13 protein-coding genes are annotated in these 15,231 nt (G+C 68.9%); 9 read left to right on the top strand and 4 right to left on the bottom strand.

The genetic code is table 11. From position 1 onward, the window contains the following. Positions 1-104: 104 nt before the first annotated feature. Genes nuoK through RGD00_RS01585 form a run of 7 tightly spaced genes read left to right on the top strand, consistent with a single transcriptional unit; the run spans position 105 to position 8,723 of the window. Positions 105-416 (top strand): NADH-quinone oxidoreductase subunit NuoK, encoded by a 312-nt coding sequence (gene nuoK, locus RGD00_RS01615; protein WP_310455388.1) that lies wholly within the window; start codon positions 105-107, stop codon positions 414-416. Between the two features lie 4 nt (positions 417-420). Next, entirely contained in the window at positions 421-2,514 is a 2,094-nt protein-coding gene (nuoL, locus tag RGD00_RS01610; RefSeq protein WP_310455387.1) for an NADH-quinone oxidoreductase subunit L, read from the top strand. A gap of 11 nt (positions 2,515-2,525) precedes the next feature. Next, on the top strand, positions 2,526-4,064 hold the full coding sequence (locus RGD00_RS01605) for an NADH-quinone oxidoreductase subunit M (RefSeq protein ID WP_310455386.1): 1,539 nt from the start codon (positions 2,526-2,528) through the stop codon (positions 4,062-4,064). A gap of 12 nt (positions 4,065-4,076) precedes the next feature. Beyond that, complete coding sequence (gene nuoN, locus RGD00_RS01600) at positions 4,077-5,510, top strand: NADH-quinone oxidoreductase subunit NuoN (RefSeq protein ID WP_310455384.1); 1,434 nt, start codon at positions 4,077-4,079, stop codon at positions 5,508-5,510. Further along, a complete protein-coding gene (locus tag RGD00_RS01595) occupies positions 5,500-6,255 on the top strand; it encodes a biotin--[acetyl-CoA-carboxylase] ligase (RefSeq protein WP_310455383.1) in 756 nt (251 codons plus the stop codon). The genes nuoN and RGD00_RS01595 overlap by 11 nt, the downstream gene beginning before the upstream one ends. Positions 6,256-6,273: 18 nt before the next feature. Then, complete coding sequence (locus RGD00_RS01590) at positions 6,274-7,053, top strand: type III pantothenate kinase (RefSeq protein WP_310455381.1); 780 nt, start codon at positions 6,274-6,276, stop codon at positions 7,051-7,053. Beyond that, positions 7,050-8,723 carry a ribonuclease J gene (locus tag RGD00_RS01585; RefSeq protein WP_310455379.1) on the top strand — a complete coding sequence of 558 codons (1,674 nt, stop codon included), beginning with the start codon at positions 7,050-7,052 and terminating at the stop codon, positions 8,721-8,723. The genes RGD00_RS01590 and RGD00_RS01585 overlap by 4 nt, the downstream gene beginning before the upstream one ends. A gap of 327 nt (positions 8,724-9,050) precedes the next feature. On the opposite strand, the gene RGD00_RS01580 is transcribed toward RGD00_RS01585, so the two are convergent. From RGD00_RS01580 to RGD00_RS01565, 4 genes are all read right to left on the bottom strand, one after another. Then, entirely contained in the window at positions 9,051-10,550 is a 1,500-nt protein-coding gene (locus tag RGD00_RS01580; RefSeq protein WP_310455378.1) for a DEAD/DEAH box helicase, read from the bottom strand. A 123-nt stretch (positions 10,551-10,673) separates the two neighbouring features. After that, positions 10,674-11,630, bottom strand: coding sequence for a tyrosine recombinase (locus tag RGD00_RS01575; protein WP_310455377.1), 957 nt, complete (start codon positions 11,628-11,630; stop codon positions 10,674-10,676). A 2-nt stretch (positions 11,631-11,632) separates the two neighbouring features. Beyond that, positions 11,633-13,222 (bottom strand): hypothetical protein, encoded by a 1,590-nt coding sequence (locus tag RGD00_RS01570; protein WP_310455376.1) that lies wholly within the window; start codon positions 13,220-13,222, stop codon positions 11,633-11,635. After that, entirely contained in the window at positions 13,212-13,403 is a 192-nt protein-coding gene (locus RGD00_RS01565) for a hypothetical protein (RefSeq protein WP_310455374.1), read from the bottom strand. Before RGD00_RS01565 ends, RGD00_RS01570 begins: the two co-directional genes overlap by 11 nt. Positions 13,404-13,550: 147 nt before the next feature. On the opposite strand from RGD00_RS01565, the gene RGD00_RS01560 reads away from it, so the two are divergent. Next, the gene (locus RGD00_RS01560) at positions 13,551-14,099 is read left to right on the top strand and encodes a shikimate kinase (RefSeq protein ID WP_310455372.1); all 549 of its coding nucleotides are present in this window, start codon (positions 13,551-13,553) and stop codon (positions 14,097-14,099) included. Next, positions 14,099-15,211 carry a 3-dehydroquinate synthase gene (aroB, locus tag RGD00_RS01555; RefSeq protein ID WP_310455370.1) on the top strand — a complete coding sequence of 371 codons (1,113 nt, stop codon included), beginning with the start codon at positions 14,099-14,101 and terminating at the stop codon, positions 15,209-15,211. The genes RGD00_RS01560 and aroB overlap by 1 nt, the downstream gene beginning before the upstream one ends. The last annotated feature ends 20 nt before the right edge of the window (positions 15,212-15,231 follow it).

Genomic DNA, 15,231 nt, shown 5'->3' with positions numbered 1-15,231 from the left:
GCATCCGCGCGCAGCGGCGCAAGAAATAGGACCGTCCTGCCGCGGCGCGCGGCGGCGGCGGATCACGGAACGAAACGGGCGGACAAGTCCCGGAGGGAACGACGATGGTGACAGTTGGACTGGAACATTACCTGACGGTGGCGGCGGCGCTGTTCGTCATCGGGATCTTCGGCATCTTCCTGAACCGGAAGAACGTGATCGTGATCCTGATGTCGATCGAGCTGATGCTGCTGGCGGTCAACATCAACCTCGTCGCCTTCTCGTCGCATCTGGGCGATCTGGTGGGGCAGATCTTCACCATGTTCGTGCTGACCGTGGCCGCGGCAGAGGCCGCCATCGGCCTTGCGATCCTGGTGGTCTTCTTCCGCAACCGCGGCACCATCGACGTCGAAGACGTCAACGTGATGAAGGGCTGAGATCATGACGTCGATCATCCTCTTCGCGCCGCTGGTGGGCGCGCTGATCTGCGGTTTCGGCTGGCGCTTCATCGGCGAGCGGGCGGGGCAGGTGATCACCACCGGGCTCGTGTTCCTCGCCGCGGCGCTGTCCTGGGTGGTGTTCCTGACCCTCGGGCAGGATACCGAGACGGTGCAGATCCTGCGCTGGATCGAGTCGGGCAGCCTCGGCGCGGAATGGGCGATCCGGCTCGACCGGCTGACGGCGATCATGCTGGTGGTGGTGAACTCGGTCTCGGCGCTCGTCCACCTCTATTCCTTCGGCTACATGGCGCATGACGACAACTGGAAGGAGGGCGAGCATTACAAGGCCCGCTTCTTCGCCTATCTGTCGTTCTTCACCTTCGCCATGCTGATGCTGGTGACGGCCGACAACCTGATCCAGATGTTCTTCGGCTGGGAAGGGGTGGGGGTCGCGTCCTACCTGCTGATCGGGTTCTACTACCGCAAGCCTTCGGCCTCGGCGGCGGCGATCAAGGCGTTCATCGTCAACCGGGTGGGCGACTTCGGCTTCCTTCTCGGCATCGCGGCGCTTTACTTCCTGACGGATTCGGTGCGCTTCGACGCGATCTTCGCCGCCGCGCCGGAACTGGCGCAAACGCAGTTGCAGTTCCTGTGGCGCGACTGGAACGCGATCGAGGTGGTGGGCGTGCTGCTGTTCATCGGCGCGATGGGCAAGTCGGCGCAGCTGTTCCTGCACACCTGGTTGCCCGACGCGATGGAAGGCCCGACCCCGGTGTCGGCGCTGATCCACGCCGCGACGATGGTGACGGCGGGGGTGTTCCTCGTCTGCCGCATGTCGCCGATCTATGAATATGCCGATGCCGCCACCGCCTTCATCGTGGTGATCGGCGCGACGACGGCGTTCTTTGCCGCGACCGTGGGTCTGGTGCAGAACGACATCAAGCGCGTGATCGCCTATTCGACCTGTTCGCAGCTTGGCTACATGTTCGTGGCCGCGGGCGTGGGCGTCTATTCGGTCGCCATGTTCCACCTGTTCACGCATGCGTTCTTCAAGGCGATGCTGTTCCTTGGCGCGGGGTCCGTCATCCATGCCACGCATCACGAACAGGACCTGCGGAACTTCGGCGGGCTGCGCAAGAAGATCCCCTATACCTTCTGGGCGATGATGATCGGCACGCTGGCCATCACCGGCGTGGGCATCCCGCTGACGCATTTCGGTTTCGCCGGCTTCCTGTCCAAGGACGCGGTGATCGAGAGCGCCTATGTCGGGTCCTCCTACGCCTTCTGGCTGCTGGTGATCGCGGCGGGGATGACCTCGTTCTATTCCTGGCGGCTGATGTTCATGACCTTCTTCGGCGAAAGCCGGGCGCATGGGCACGGGCATCATGGGCATGATGCGCATGGGCATGACGACCACCACCACGAGCCGCACGAAAGCCCCGCGGTGATGCTGATCCCGCTCGGCGTGCTGGCGCTTGGCGCGGTGTTCTCGGGGATGCTGTGGTACAACGTGTTCTTCGGCAAGGAAGAAGCGGTGCGCAACTGGTTCGGGATGGAGGCCGCGGTGTCCCATGACGCGGGCCAGACCGGGGAAGGCGCGGCCGAAGGCGGCCATGCCGCAGCGGCGGCCCATGGCCCGGTGGCCCCGAAAGGCGCGATCTTCATGCATCCCGACAACCACGTGCTGCACGATGCGCATTACGTGCCGGTCTGGGTCAAGGTCTCGCCCTTCATCGCGATGCTGGTCGGCCTTCTGCTGGCGATCCAGATGTACATCCGCCGTCCCGACCTGCCCGGCAGGCTGGCGGCGGCGCAACGGCCGCTTTACCTCTTCCTGCTCAACAAGTGGTATTTCGACGAGCTTTACGACTGGATCTTCGTGCGTCCGGCGAAATGGCTCGGCGGGTTCCTGTGGCGGCGGGGCGACGGCAATGTGATCGACGGCGGCATCAACGGGCTGGCGTTGGGCATCGTGCCCTTCCTCACGCGGCTCGCGGGGCGGGCGCAGTCGGGCTATGTGTTCCATTATGCCTTCGCGATGGTGTTGGGGATCGTCGTCCTCGTCACCTGGATGACGCTGGCAAGCGGGCAGTGAGGGCGTAGATCATGGCAAACCTTCTTTCGATCATCACCTTCATCCCGCTGGTCGCGGCGCTGATCCTGGCGCTGTTCCTGCGCGGCGACGACGCGGCGGCGCAGCGCAACGCCAAGTGGCTGGCGCTGCTGGCGACCACGGCGACCTTCGTGGTGTCGCTGTTCCTGCTGGCGGGCTTCGACCCCGCCGACACGGGCTTTCAGTTCGTCGAGGACCGGGAATGGATCTTCGGCCTGCGCTACAAGCTGGGGGTGGACGGGATCTCGGTCCTGTTCGTGATGCTGACCACCTTCCTGATGCCGCTGACCATCGCCGCCTGCTGGAACGTGGAAACGCGGGTCAAGGAATACATGATCGCCTTCCTGGTGCTGGAAACGCTGATGATCGGCGTGTTCGTGGCGCTGGATCTGGTGCTCTTCTACCTCTTCTTCGAGGCCGGGCTGATCCCGATGTTCCTGATCATCGGCATCTGGGGCGGCAAGGACCGCATCTATGCGGCGTTCAAGTTCTTCCTTTATACCTTCCTCGGCTCGGTGCTGATGCTGGTGGCGATGATCGCCATGTATGTGCAGGCGGGCACCACCGACATCGTGGCGCTGCTGAACCACCAGTTCGACGCGGGCCCGATCAGCCTGATGGGCTGGCAGATCGCCGGGGGGGTGCAGACGCTGCTGTGGCTGGCGTTCTTTGCCAGCTTCGCGGTGAAGATGCCGATGTGGCCGGTGCACACTTGGCTGCCCGACGCGCACGTGCAGGCGCCGACCGCCGGGTCGGTGGTGCTGGCGGCGATCCTGCTGAAGATGGGGGGCTATGGCTTCCTGCGCTTCAGCCTGCCGATGTTCCCCGTCGCCTCCGACCTGCTGGCGCCGCTGGTGCTGTGGCTGTCGGCGATCGCCATCGTCTATACCTCGCTGGTCGCGCTGGCGCAGAGCGACATGAAAAAGCTGATCGCCTATTCGTCCGTCGCCCATATGGGCTATGTGACGATGGGGATCTTTGCGGCGAACCAGCAGGGCATCGACGGCGCGATCTTCCAGATGCTCAGCCACGGCTTCGTGTCCGGTGCGCTGTTCCTCTGCGTCGGCGTGATTTACGACCGGATGCACACGCGCGACATCGACGCCTATGGCGGGCTGGTGAACCGCATGCCCGCCTATGCGCTGATCTTCATGCTGTTCACCATGGCGAACGTGGGCCTGCCGGGGACCAGTGGGTTCATCGGCGAATTCCTGACGATCATGGGCGTGTTCCAGGTCAACACCTGGGTGGCCCTTGTCGCCGCGACCGGGGTGATCCTGTCGGCGTCCTATGCGCTCTGGCTTTACCGCCGGGTGGTGTTCGGCGACCTGATCAAGGAAAGCCTGCGCACCATCACCGACATGACCGCGCGCGAACGGGCGATCTTTGCGCCGCTGGTCGCGATGACCCTGCTTCTGGGCGTTTACCCGAGCCTCGTGACCGATATCATCGGCCCCTCGGTCAGCGCGCTCGTCACCGACTACCAGGCCGCGGTGCCCGCAGATGCGGGCAACCGGCTGGCCATGCACTAAGGAGAGGCCGCGATGACCGCCGCCGATTTCTCGATCATCCTGCCGGAGTTCGTGCTTGCCCTCTATGCGATGGTGGCGCTGCTGGTGGCCGTCTATACCGGGCGCGACGCGCTGACGCCCGCGCTGATCTGGGGCACCGCGGGGCTGTTCCTGGTGCTGGCCTTCTGGATCGGCGCGGCCGAACCGGGGGCGCGCACCGCCTTCGGCGGCATGTTCGTCGATGACGCCTTCGCGCGCTTCGCCAAGGTGGCGGTGCTGATCTCTGCCGCCGCGGTGCTGGTGATGAGCAAGGACTACCTGATCCGCCGGGGTCTGGGGCGGTTCGAGTTTCCGCTGCTGGTCGCGCTGGCGGTGGTGGGGATGATGCTCATGGTCTCGGCGGGCGATCTGATGTCGCTCTATCTGGGGCTGGAGCTGCAATCGCTCGCGCTCTACATCGTGGCGGCGCTGCGGCGCGACAGCGCGCGGTCGAGCGAGGCGGGGCTGAAGTATTTCGTGCTCGGCTCGCTGTCCTCGGGCCTGCTGCTCTATGGCGCCTCGCTGACCTATGGCTATGCGGGCACGACGCTGTTCACCGGCATCCTGTCGGTCGTGGGCGAGGGCGTGCCGCTCGGCCTTCTGTTCGGGCTGGTGTTCATGCTGGCGGGGCTGGCGTTCAAGATCTCTGCCGCGCCCTTCCACATGTGGACGCCGGATGTCTACGAAGGCTCGCCCACGCCGGTCACGGCCTTCTTCGCCACCGCGCCCAAGGTGGCGGCGATGGCGCTGATCGCGCGGCTGGCCTTCGACGCCTTCGGCGCGATCCCCGGCGACTGGAGCCAGGTGATCGCGGCGCTGGCCGTGGTGTCGATGTTCGTCGGCGCCATCGCCGCCATCGGGCAGCGCGACATCAAGCGCCTGATGGCCTATTCCTCGATCGCGCATATGGGCTTTGCGCTGGTGGGCCTTGCCGCGGGCACCGCGGCGGGGGTGCAGTCGATGCTGCTCTACATGGTGATCTATGTCGCCATGAACGTGGGCACCTTCGCCTTCATCCTGTCGATGGAACGCGACGGCCGGCCCGTGGCCGACATCGTGAGCCTCGGCCAGTTCCACCGCAACGAACCCACCAAGGCGCTGGCGGTGCTGGTGCTGATGTTCAGCCTTGCCGGCGTGCCGCCCTTCCTCGGGTTCTTCGCCAAATATGCCGTGCTGATGGCGGCGGTGGATGCGGGGATGGCGTGGCTGGCCGTGGCCGGGGTGGTGTCGTCGGTCATCGGGGCGTTCTATTACATCCGCATCGTCTATCTGATGTATTTCGGCAAGGAGGGCGCGGTCGAGGCGCCGATGGTGCCGGTGCAATGGGCGATGCTGATGGTATCGGCCCTGGTGATGCTGGTGGGGGTGGTCAACCTCTTCGGGATCGAACCGCTCGCCGCGCTGGCGGCCGACGCGCTTGTCCGCTGACCCCTGGCCCGAAGGCATCGGCCGGCGCCTGCTGGCCGAGGTCGACAGCACCAATGCCGAGGCCGCGCGTCTGGCGGCCTCGGGCGCGGGCCCCTGCTGGATCCTTGCCGGGTTCCAGACCGGGGGCCGCGGCCGGCGCGGGCGCCCCTGGGTCAGCCCGCGCGGCAATTTCCACGCCACCCTGCTGCTGCATCCCGAAGGCCCGCCCGACCGGGTCGCGCTGCTGAGCTTTGCCGTGGCATTGGCGCTGCGCGAGGCGCTGGCGGGGCTGACCGGGCTGCCGCAGGTCTTTGCGCTGAAATGGCCCAACGATGTGCTGCTGAACGGCGGCAAGATGGCCGGGATCCTGCTGGAAAGCGTGGGGCAGGGGCGCGGGGTCGCGCATCTGGCCATCGGCATCGGCGTCAACCTGATCGCCGCCCCCGACCCCGGCGCCGTCGAACCCGGTGCCTTGCGCCCCGTTTCGGTGCTGGAGGAAACCGGGTTGCGCATCGCGCCCGAGGCATTGCTGGACGCGCTCGCCCCCGCCCTTGCCCGCTGGCAGGCCCGGCTGGAAACCGAAGGCTTCGCGCCCCTGCGCGCCGAATGGCTGGCCCATGCCGCGCGCCTGGGGGAACCGATCCGCGCCCGCACCGGCACGGCCGAGCGGCAGGGCATCTTCGAGGGTATCGACGCGCAGGGGGCGCTGATCCTGCGCACCGCCGCGGGGGTGGACACCATCCCGGCGGCCGAGGTCTTTTTCTGACCGGGGGAAGGGGGGCACATGCTTCTGGCGATCGACTGCGGCAATACGAACACGGTGTTTTCCATCTGGGACGGCAGCCGGTTTCTGGCCACCTGGCGGATCGCCACCGACCACCGGCGCACGGCGGATGAATATTTCGTCTGGCTGTCGTCGCTGATCGGGCTCAACCGGCTGGAACTGAACGTATCCGAGGCGATCATCTCGTCCACCGTGCCGCGGGTGGTGTTCAACCTGCGCGTCCTGTGCAACCGCTATTTCGACTGCCGCCCGCGCGTGGTGGGCAAGCCGGAATGCGCGCTGCCGCATCCGCCGCGGGTGGATCAGGGCACCACGGTGGGCCCGGACCGGCTGGTCAACACCGCCAGCGCCTTCGACCGGCATGGCGGCAACCTGATCGTGGTCGATTTCGGCACCGCCACCACCTTCGACGTGGTGGACAGCGACGGCGCCTATATCGGCGGCGTGATCGCGCCGGGCGTCAACCTGTCGCTGGAGGCGCTGCATGCCGCGGCCGCCGCACTGCCCCATGTCGACATCACCCGGCCCGACCATGTGATCGGCACGAATACGGTGGCCTGCATGCAGTCGGGCGTGTATTGGGGCTATATCGGCCTGGTCGAGGGCATCGTGCGGCAGATCCGGCAGGAACGCGACCGCCCGATGAAGGTTATCGCCACCGGGGGGCTCGCCCCCCTGTTCGATCAGGGCACGACCGTCTTCGACTCGGTGGAGGACGACCTGACCATGCATGGTCTGGTGCTCATCCATCGCTACAACATGGAACTGGAAAACGCATGACCAAACAGCGGCTGATCTATCTGCCCCTCGGCGGCGCGGGCGAGATCGGCATGAACTGCTACGTCTACGGCTACGGGCCCGAGGACCGCGAGCGGCTCATCGTCGTCGATCTTGGCGTGACCTTCCCCGACATGGACACCACCCCGGGGGTCGATCTGATCATGCCGGCGGTGGACTGGTTGGCCGAACGCGCCGACCGGATCGAGGGCATCTTCATCACCCACGGGCACGAGGATCACGTGGGCGCGCTCGGCCATCTGTGGCCGAAACTGCGCGCGCCGGTGCATGCGCGCCGCTTTACCGGGCGGCTGGCGCAGATGAAGCTGGAAGAACAGGGCCAGGACCCGGTCGTGGTGCAGATCCATGCCGCGCGCCCCGAATGGATCGAGGCCGGCCCCTTCCGGGTGCAGTTCCTGCCGATCAGCCATTCCATCCCCGAAAGCGCGAGCCTGCTGATCGAGACGCCGGCGGGCCGGATCCTGCATTCGGGCGATTTCAAGATCGACACCGCCCCGGGCGTGGGCGAGCCTTTCGACGCAGAGATGTTCGCGGCCATCGGCGCCGAGGGCGTCAAGGTGCTGACCTGCGATTCCACCAACGTGTTCTCGCATCACCCCGGCCGGTCGGAATCGCTGCTGACCGGCCCGCTGCACGAACTGATCGCGGGCGCGCGCGGCATGGTGGCGGCGACCACCTTCGCCTCGAACATCGCGCGGGTGCGCACGCTGGCAGAGGCGGGGGTGGCCGCGGGCCGGTCGGTCTGTCTTCTGGGGCGGGCGATGCGCAAGATGATCGGGGTGGGGGTGGAAACCGGCATCCTGACCGATTTTCCCCGCACCATCAGCCCCGAGGATGCGCTGGAACTGCCGCGCGGCAACCTGATGCTGATCGTCACCGGCAGCCAGGGCGAACGCCGCGCCGCCACCGCACAGCTGTCGCGCGGCAAGTATCTGGGGCTGGAGATGAAAGAGGGCGACACCTTCCTGTTCTCGTCCCGCACCATCCCGGGCAACGAACGCGACGTGATCCGGGTGATGAACGCCTTTTCCGAACTGGGGGTCGAACTGGTCGACGACCATGACGGGCTCTATCACGTGTCGGGCCATGCCAACCGGCCCGACCTGCAACGGATGCATGCGCTGGTCCGGCCCGCGATGCTGATCCCGCAGCATGGCGAACACCGCCACCTGCGCGAACATGCCCGGTTGGCAGAGGCGGCGGGGATCGCGGCCGAGGTCGCGACCAACGGCATGATGCTGGACCTGACCGGCGATCTGCCCGAGGTCGTGGAATATATCGAAACGGGCCGCATCTATCTGGACGGCTCGGTCCTGATCGGGGCGCTGGACGGCGTGGTGCGCGACCGGATCCGGCTGGCGCTGAACGGCCATGTGCTGGTGACGCTGATCCTCGACGAAGGCGACGAGCCCCTGGGCGAGCCCTGGGCCGAGATCGACGGCCTGCCGGAAAACGGGCGCACCGGCCGCGCGCTGCTGGCGGCGCTGGAGGAGGAACTGGCCGGGTTCCTCGAAACCGTGCCCGCCAAGATCCTGCGCGACGACGGCCGGCTGGACGACGCCATCCGCCGCGTCGTGCGGCAGGTGACGATGGAGGAAATCGGCAAGAAGCCCGAGGTGACGGTGGTGGTCAGCCGCTTGGCCGAAGGGTAGGGCGGATCGGCATTCGATCCCGCCGCCGGGCTGGCGAAGGCGCGTGCCTTCGCCATAGCGATGCAGATGGAGTTGCCCCGGCCGGGGGCTCAAAGCCCCCCGGCCAGCGCCCGCCTCGCCCATGGCGGGCGCTACTCGCCCGCCGGGGCAGGCGCTGGCCTAGCCGGTGTTCCCGGCATCTCCGCCCCTAACGACAGCCTCGCGCGAACGGGCGGGGGAAACGCGGTGCGTTTCCTGTTCCCGCCCGGCACCGCCATCCGCTGCCGGAATGCGAAAAGGGGGCGGCCATTGCGGCTGCCCCCTTTGGCTTTCCGATCCTTGCCGATGTCAGCCCGCGGCGGTTTCCGTGTCCGGTTCCGCATTGACGGCGGCCGGGCGGGCGAAGCTGCGGGTCAGGAATTCCGGCATGTGGTCGCCCATGCCCACCACGGGCGTGTCGTCGCGGTCGTGCCGGCTGTCGCGGCGGCGGTCGTCGCGGCGCGGCGGGCGCGGGGTGTCCTCGGCGGCGGGTTGCGGGGCAGGCGCCGGGGCGGCAACGGGTTGCTGCTGCGGTTCGGTGCGCGGGGCGGTGCGCCGGTCGCTGCGTTCCCCCCGGGCCGGGCGATCCCGGTCCCGGTCCCGGTCGCCGTGCCGGCCGCGCGCCGGGCGGTCGCCGCGGTCGGGGCGGTCGTCGAAGGTGATCTCGGGCACCGGGGCGCGGGGGATCTCGCGCTTGATCAGCGCCTCGATCTGGCCCAGGTACTTGTCGTCCGCCGGGGTGGCGATGGTCACGGCCACGCCCTTGCGGCCCGCGCGGCCCGTGCGGCCGATGCGGTGGACGTAATCCTCGGAATGGCTCGGCACGTCGAAGTTGAACACATGGCTGACCGCCGGAATGTCGAGCCCGCGCGCCGCCACGTCGCTGGCCACCAGAAGCCGCAGCGTGCCCTCGCGGAAATCGTCCAGCGTGCGCATCCGCTGGCTCTGGTCCAGGTCGCCATGGATGGGGGCGGCGTTGAAACCGTGCGCCTTCAGCGACTTGGCGACCACATCCACATCCATCTTGCGGTTGCAGAAGATGATCGCGTTGGTGCAGCCCTCGCCCTCTGCGGTGATCAGCGCGCGCAGCATGGCGCGCTTTTCCCCGAACGCCCGGTCACGCCGCGAGGGGGCGAAGGCGACCAGCCGCTGTTCGATGGTCTCTGACGTGGTGGCCTGCCGCGCCACCTCGATCTTGGCGGGGTTGGTCAGGAAGGTGTTGGTGATCCGCTCGATTTCCGGCGCCATGGTGGCGCTGAAGAACAGCGTCTGCCGGGTGAAGGGGGTCAGTTGGAAGATGCGTTCGATGTCGGGGATGAAGCCCATGTCGAGCATCCGGTCGGCCTCGTCCACCACCATGATCTGCACGCCGGTCAGCAGCAGTTTCCCGCGCTCGAAATGATCGAGCAGCCGGCCCGGGGTGGCGATCAGCACATCGACGCCGCGGTCGATCAGCAGATCCTGTTCCTTGAACGACACGCCGCCGATCAGCAGCGCCTTGGTCAGCTTGGTGTGCTTGGCGTAGGTGTCGAAGTTCTCCGCCACCTGCGCGGCCAGTTCCCGCGTCGGCGCCAGCACGAGGCTGCGCGGCATCCGTGCCCGGGCGCGGCCCTTGGACAGCAGCGTGATCATCGGCAGCGTGAAGCTGGCCGTCTTGCCGGTGCCGGTCTGGGCGATGCCCAGGACATCGCGGCCCTCCAGCGCATGGGGGATCGCCTGCGCCTGGATCGGCGTGGGGGTTTCGTAGCCTGCTTCGGCCACGGCTTTCAGGACCAGCGGGTCCAGATTCAGGTCGGAAAACTTGGTCATCGGCGTCCTTGAGATGCGGCATCGGACCGCAGGTATAAGGGACGCCTTGGTCCGTGCGCCCCGGCATCGGATGGGGCGGAAAACCGCCCTGCCAAGCGCCCATAGCGCAAATCCTGCGCAGGGTCAAGAAACCTGCCCTTTTCCCCCGGCGGGGGGCGTACTGGCGCGCGCCAGCGGGTGGTGGTCGAGCACCAGGTCGCGCAGCCGGTCGGTGGCGACATGGGTGTAGATCTCTGTCGTGGCGATATCGGCATGGCCCAGAAGCGTCTGGATCACCCGCAGGTCGGCCCCGCCTTCCAGCAGTTGCGTGGCGAAGGCATGGCGCAGCTTGTGGGGGCTGACCTCTGCCGGGTTCAACCCCGCGGCCAGCGCCAGCTGCTTGAGCAGCGCATGAAACCCCTCGCGCGTGAAATGCCCCGCCGCGCTGCGCGAGGGGAAGAGGAACCGCGACTTGCGCCGCGCCGCGCCCTCCGCCGCGTCGCGTTCGGCCAGCCAGTCGGCCAGCGCCGCGCGGGCGGGGGCGGACAGCGGCACCATCCGTTCCTTGCCGCCCTTGCCGCGCACCAGCACCATCCGCGGGTCGCCCCGCACCGCCGCCACCGGCAGTTCCACCAGTTCCGACACCCGCATGCCGGTGGCGAACAGCAGTTCCAGCAGGCAGATGTTGCGCCTGCGGTCGGCATCGCGGCTGTGGTCGCGCGCGGCGGCGATCAGCGCCTCGACCTGCCGCAGGCTCAGCGTGCCGGGCAGGCGGCGGGCGCGGCCGGGGCCCTTGAGGCGGATCGCCGGGTCGCTGTCGCGCCAGCCCTCGTCATGGGCGAAACGGTAAAGCTGGCGGATCGCCGACAGCCGCCGGGCGCGGGTGGCGGTGGAAAGCCCTTCGGCGTCGCAGCCGATCAGATAGCCCTCGACATCCTCGCGCGCGGCGGTGGCGAAATGCAGGCCCCGCTGCGCCAGCCATCCGGCGAAATCCGCCAGATCGCGGCCATAGGCCAGCAGCGTGTTGCGCGCGGCCCCCCGTTCGGCGGATTGCGCCTGAAGGAAGGTGGAAATCCAGCGGTCCATCGGCGCGTCCTGCATGGCTATCCCCGCCGGTCCAGCAGCAGCAGTTGCAGCGCCGTGCGCCGCGCCGCGGATTCGAGCCCCAGTTGCCGCCAGAGCGCGAGCCCCTCGGCCACCATCCGCAATTCGCCCGCCGCCCCCGCCGACACCCGGTCGATGGCGCGCAGGATCGCCTCTCCGCGCCGGTTTTCGGCCAGAAGGGCGGCAAGATCGGGGGCGCGGGTCGCATCCGGCGCGGCGGAAAAGGCGGGGGCGATGGCGCGGCCCAGATTGCCGGGCGCCACCAGCCCCGCGACCGACCCGCGGGCGAGCCCGGCCAGGAACGCCTCTTCGGCGGTGGCGGGCATGCGCGCCTGCGCCGCGCCCTCGTAGCCCGGCGACAGCAGCGCCACGCGCCAGGCCATCGCCGTGGCCTCGGGGGCCAGCGGCAGGGCCAGCATCGCCTCGCCGTATTGTTCGGCGAAGGGGACCTCCAGTTCCGCCTCCTGCATCAGCGCCCAGGCCCGGGGCAGGGTGGCCGCCACCGCCGCCGCATCGCCCGCGCGCAGGGCGGTGTCGAACCGCTGGATCGCCTCGACCCGTTCCCACACCCCGCCCGAGGCCGCGCGCAGCCGTTCGCCATAAAGCGCGAAAAGCCGCGTGGGTTCCACCGCCCCGGCGCGGGCCAGCCGTTCGGCCGCCTCGATCTGGCCCTTCCAGCCGGTGGTGGGGCGCAGGTCGGCATGGGCGAAGGCGAGCGGCAGCGTGTTGGTGGGCAGGGGTTCCCCGATCGCCTCGTAGATGCGCCAGATCAGCGGCGTCACCCGCTGCGGCGGCGGCAGGGGCGGTTCGCCCTCGAACAGGTCGGGGTCGAGAAAGCGCGACAGGATCGCGTCCTCCTCGTCGGAAATCTCGCCGATGGCGCGGGCAGAGGTCAGCGTCAGCGCCGCCGCCCCCCAGTCGCCGCCGCGCGCCAGACAGAAGATGCGCGCGGGATAGGTGGGGGCGATGCCCGGCGTGTGGCGCAACTGGGCGCAGCTGGCATCCTCGGTCCCGATCAGCAGGGCCACGTCGAAGCTGCGCCGGAACAGTTCCGCCCCCCCATGCGCGGCCCCGCCGTCGCCCGCCACCGCGATCAGCGCCTGCGCCTGATCCAGCATCCCCATCGTCAGAAGCCGGTCCACCCGCGCCAGCAGCATCGCGCCCTTGCCGGCGGAATCGTGCGGCGGGTCGAGTTCGGCCAGAAGCAGCAGCGCCAAGAGGTCGCGTTCGGCGGGCAGCAGGTCGGCCCGGTCCTGCCCGATGAGCGCGATCAGGTCGGCGGTGGTCGAGGCCCCCCACAGATCGCGCGGCAGCCCCGTCGCCGCCGCCGGCAACAGGCCCGCCGCATCGGGCGTGGCGGCGCCCAGGACGCTGGTCGCGATATCCTCCACCGGGCTGCCGTTGGCCTTGGGCGGCTCCTCCACCGGCGCGCGGCGGCCGGGCGGGGGGGCGGCACCCGGGGATACCGATTCCGACAGCCAGTCGATCGCCGACAGGGGCGCCTCCGCCCCCGCCGGGGCGGCGGCCAGCAGGAACGCCGCCAGCGCGCCGCGCCGCATCAGGCCGCGGGCGGCAGGTTCAGTTCCCATCGGCCGCGCCCTGCGCGGGGGCCGGGGCGGGGGCCGGGGCGGGCGGCGCGGATTGGCCCGGGATGTCCAGCGGGCGGGTGATCTCGCGCTGTTCGGGGCGCATGTCGGCCAGATAGGCATAGCCCACCAGCGCCACCGCGCCCAACACCACCAGAGCCACAATGAGTTTGATCGCCCGCATCGCCTGTTCTCCGCTTCCCGACTGCCCTGGCCCGCCCGCCCGTTTCCCGGGGCTCTGCGGCGCGGCCTGCTGACGTTTATATATGGTCTTTTGCCGAAGATCACGCCATTCAGAACACGGACAAACCAGATCAGGGGACCTGCCAAGGTGAAGTGGCAGTTGAAGAAGCCGGTCGTGCTGGTGGGCATGATGGGGGCAGGCAAGACCGCGGTGGGCACGATGCTGGCCAGGATCCTCGGCGTGCGCTTCACCGATTCGGATGACGAGATCGTCAAGGCCGCCAACATGTCGATCCCGGAAATCTTCGCCCGCGACGGCGAGGCGTTCTTTCGCCGCAAAGAGGCGCAGGTGCTGGCGCGGCTTCTGCACGAGCGCCCCGGGGTGCTGTCCACGGGCGGCGGCGCGTTTCTGGCCGAGGGCAACCGGCAGGCCATCGCCGCGGCCGGGGTGTCGGTCTGGCTGCGTGCGGATCTGGACCTGCTGTGGCAGCGCGTGCGCCACAAGAACACCCGCCCGCTGCTGCGCACCGAAAACCCCCGCGAAACCCTGCGCGGCCTGCTGGAGGCGCGCGCGCCGGTCTATGCGCTGGCCGATCTGGCGGTGGACAGCCTGCCGGGGGTCAGTGTCGAGGACATGGCGCAGCGCGTGATCGCCGCGCTGGAAACGCGGCCCGACGTGCTGGAAAGGAAGAAGTGATGGGTGTGGAAACGGTGGCCGTGGATCTGGGCGCGCGCAGCTATCCGGTGCGCATCGGCGCCGGGCTGATCGACCGCGCGGGGGCGGAAATCGCCCCCCTGCTGCGCCGCCCGCGCGTCGCGGTGCTGACGGATGCGACCGTGGCGGGCCTGCATCTGGCGCGGCTGGAGGCGGGGCTGGCGGCGGCCGGCGTGGCCAGCGTCGCCCATGCGCTGCCGGCGGGCGAGGGCACCAAGGGCTGGCGCGGCTTGCGGGAAGCCACCGAATGGCTGCTGGAGGCGAAGGTCGAACGCCGCGACATGGTGGTGGCCTTCGGCGGCGGCGTGATCGGCGATCTGGCGGGCTTCGCCGCCGCGATCCTGCGCCGCGGCGTGCGCTTCGTGCAGATCCCCACCACGCTGCTGGCGCAGGTGGACAGTTCGGTGGGCGGCAAGACCGGCATCAACACCGCGCAGGGCAAGAACCTCGTCGGCGCATTCCACCAGCCGAGCCTCGTTCTGGCCGATATCGGCGTGCTGGAAACCCTGCCCGCGCGCGATTTTCTGGCCGGTTATGGCGAGGTGGTGAAATACGGTCTTCTGGGGGATGCGGATTTCTTCGACTGGCTGGAGGTCCATGGGCCGTCGCTGGCGGCGGATGCGGCGCTGCGCCAGCACGCGGTGCGCCGTTCGGTCGAGATGAAGGCCGGCATCGTCGCCCGCGACGAGACCGAAGAGGGCGAGCGCGCGCTCCTGAACCTCGGCCATACCTTCTGCCATGCGCTGGAGGCCGCGACGGGCTATTCCGCCCGGCTGTTGCATGGCGAGGGCGTGGCGATCGGCTGCGCGCTGGCGCTGGACCTGTCGGGGCGGATGGGGCTCTGCGATCCGGCGGCGGCGGGGCGGCTGCGGCGGCACCTGCGCGCGATGGGCATGCGCGCGACGCTGGCCGACATTCCGGGCGACCTGCCGGGGGCGGATGGCCTGCTGGCGCTGATGGCGCAGGACAAGAAGGTGGTGGACGGCAAGCTGCGCTTCATCCTGACCCGCGGGATCGGGCAGGCCTTCGTGGCCGATGACGTGCCCGAGGCCGAGGTCCGCGCGCTGCTGGCGGCGGCGCTGGCGGCGCGATAGGCCGGGTTGGCTGCGTAGCG

This window comes from Ruixingdingia sedimenti, assembly GCF_031432425.1.
GTDB lineage: Bacteria > Pseudomonadota > Alphaproteobacteria > Rhodobacterales > Rhodobacteraceae > Ruixingdingia > Ruixingdingia sedimenti.
Note: the sequence above shows the minus strand (reverse complement) of the source record. Positions and strands in the feature narration are given on the sequence as shown.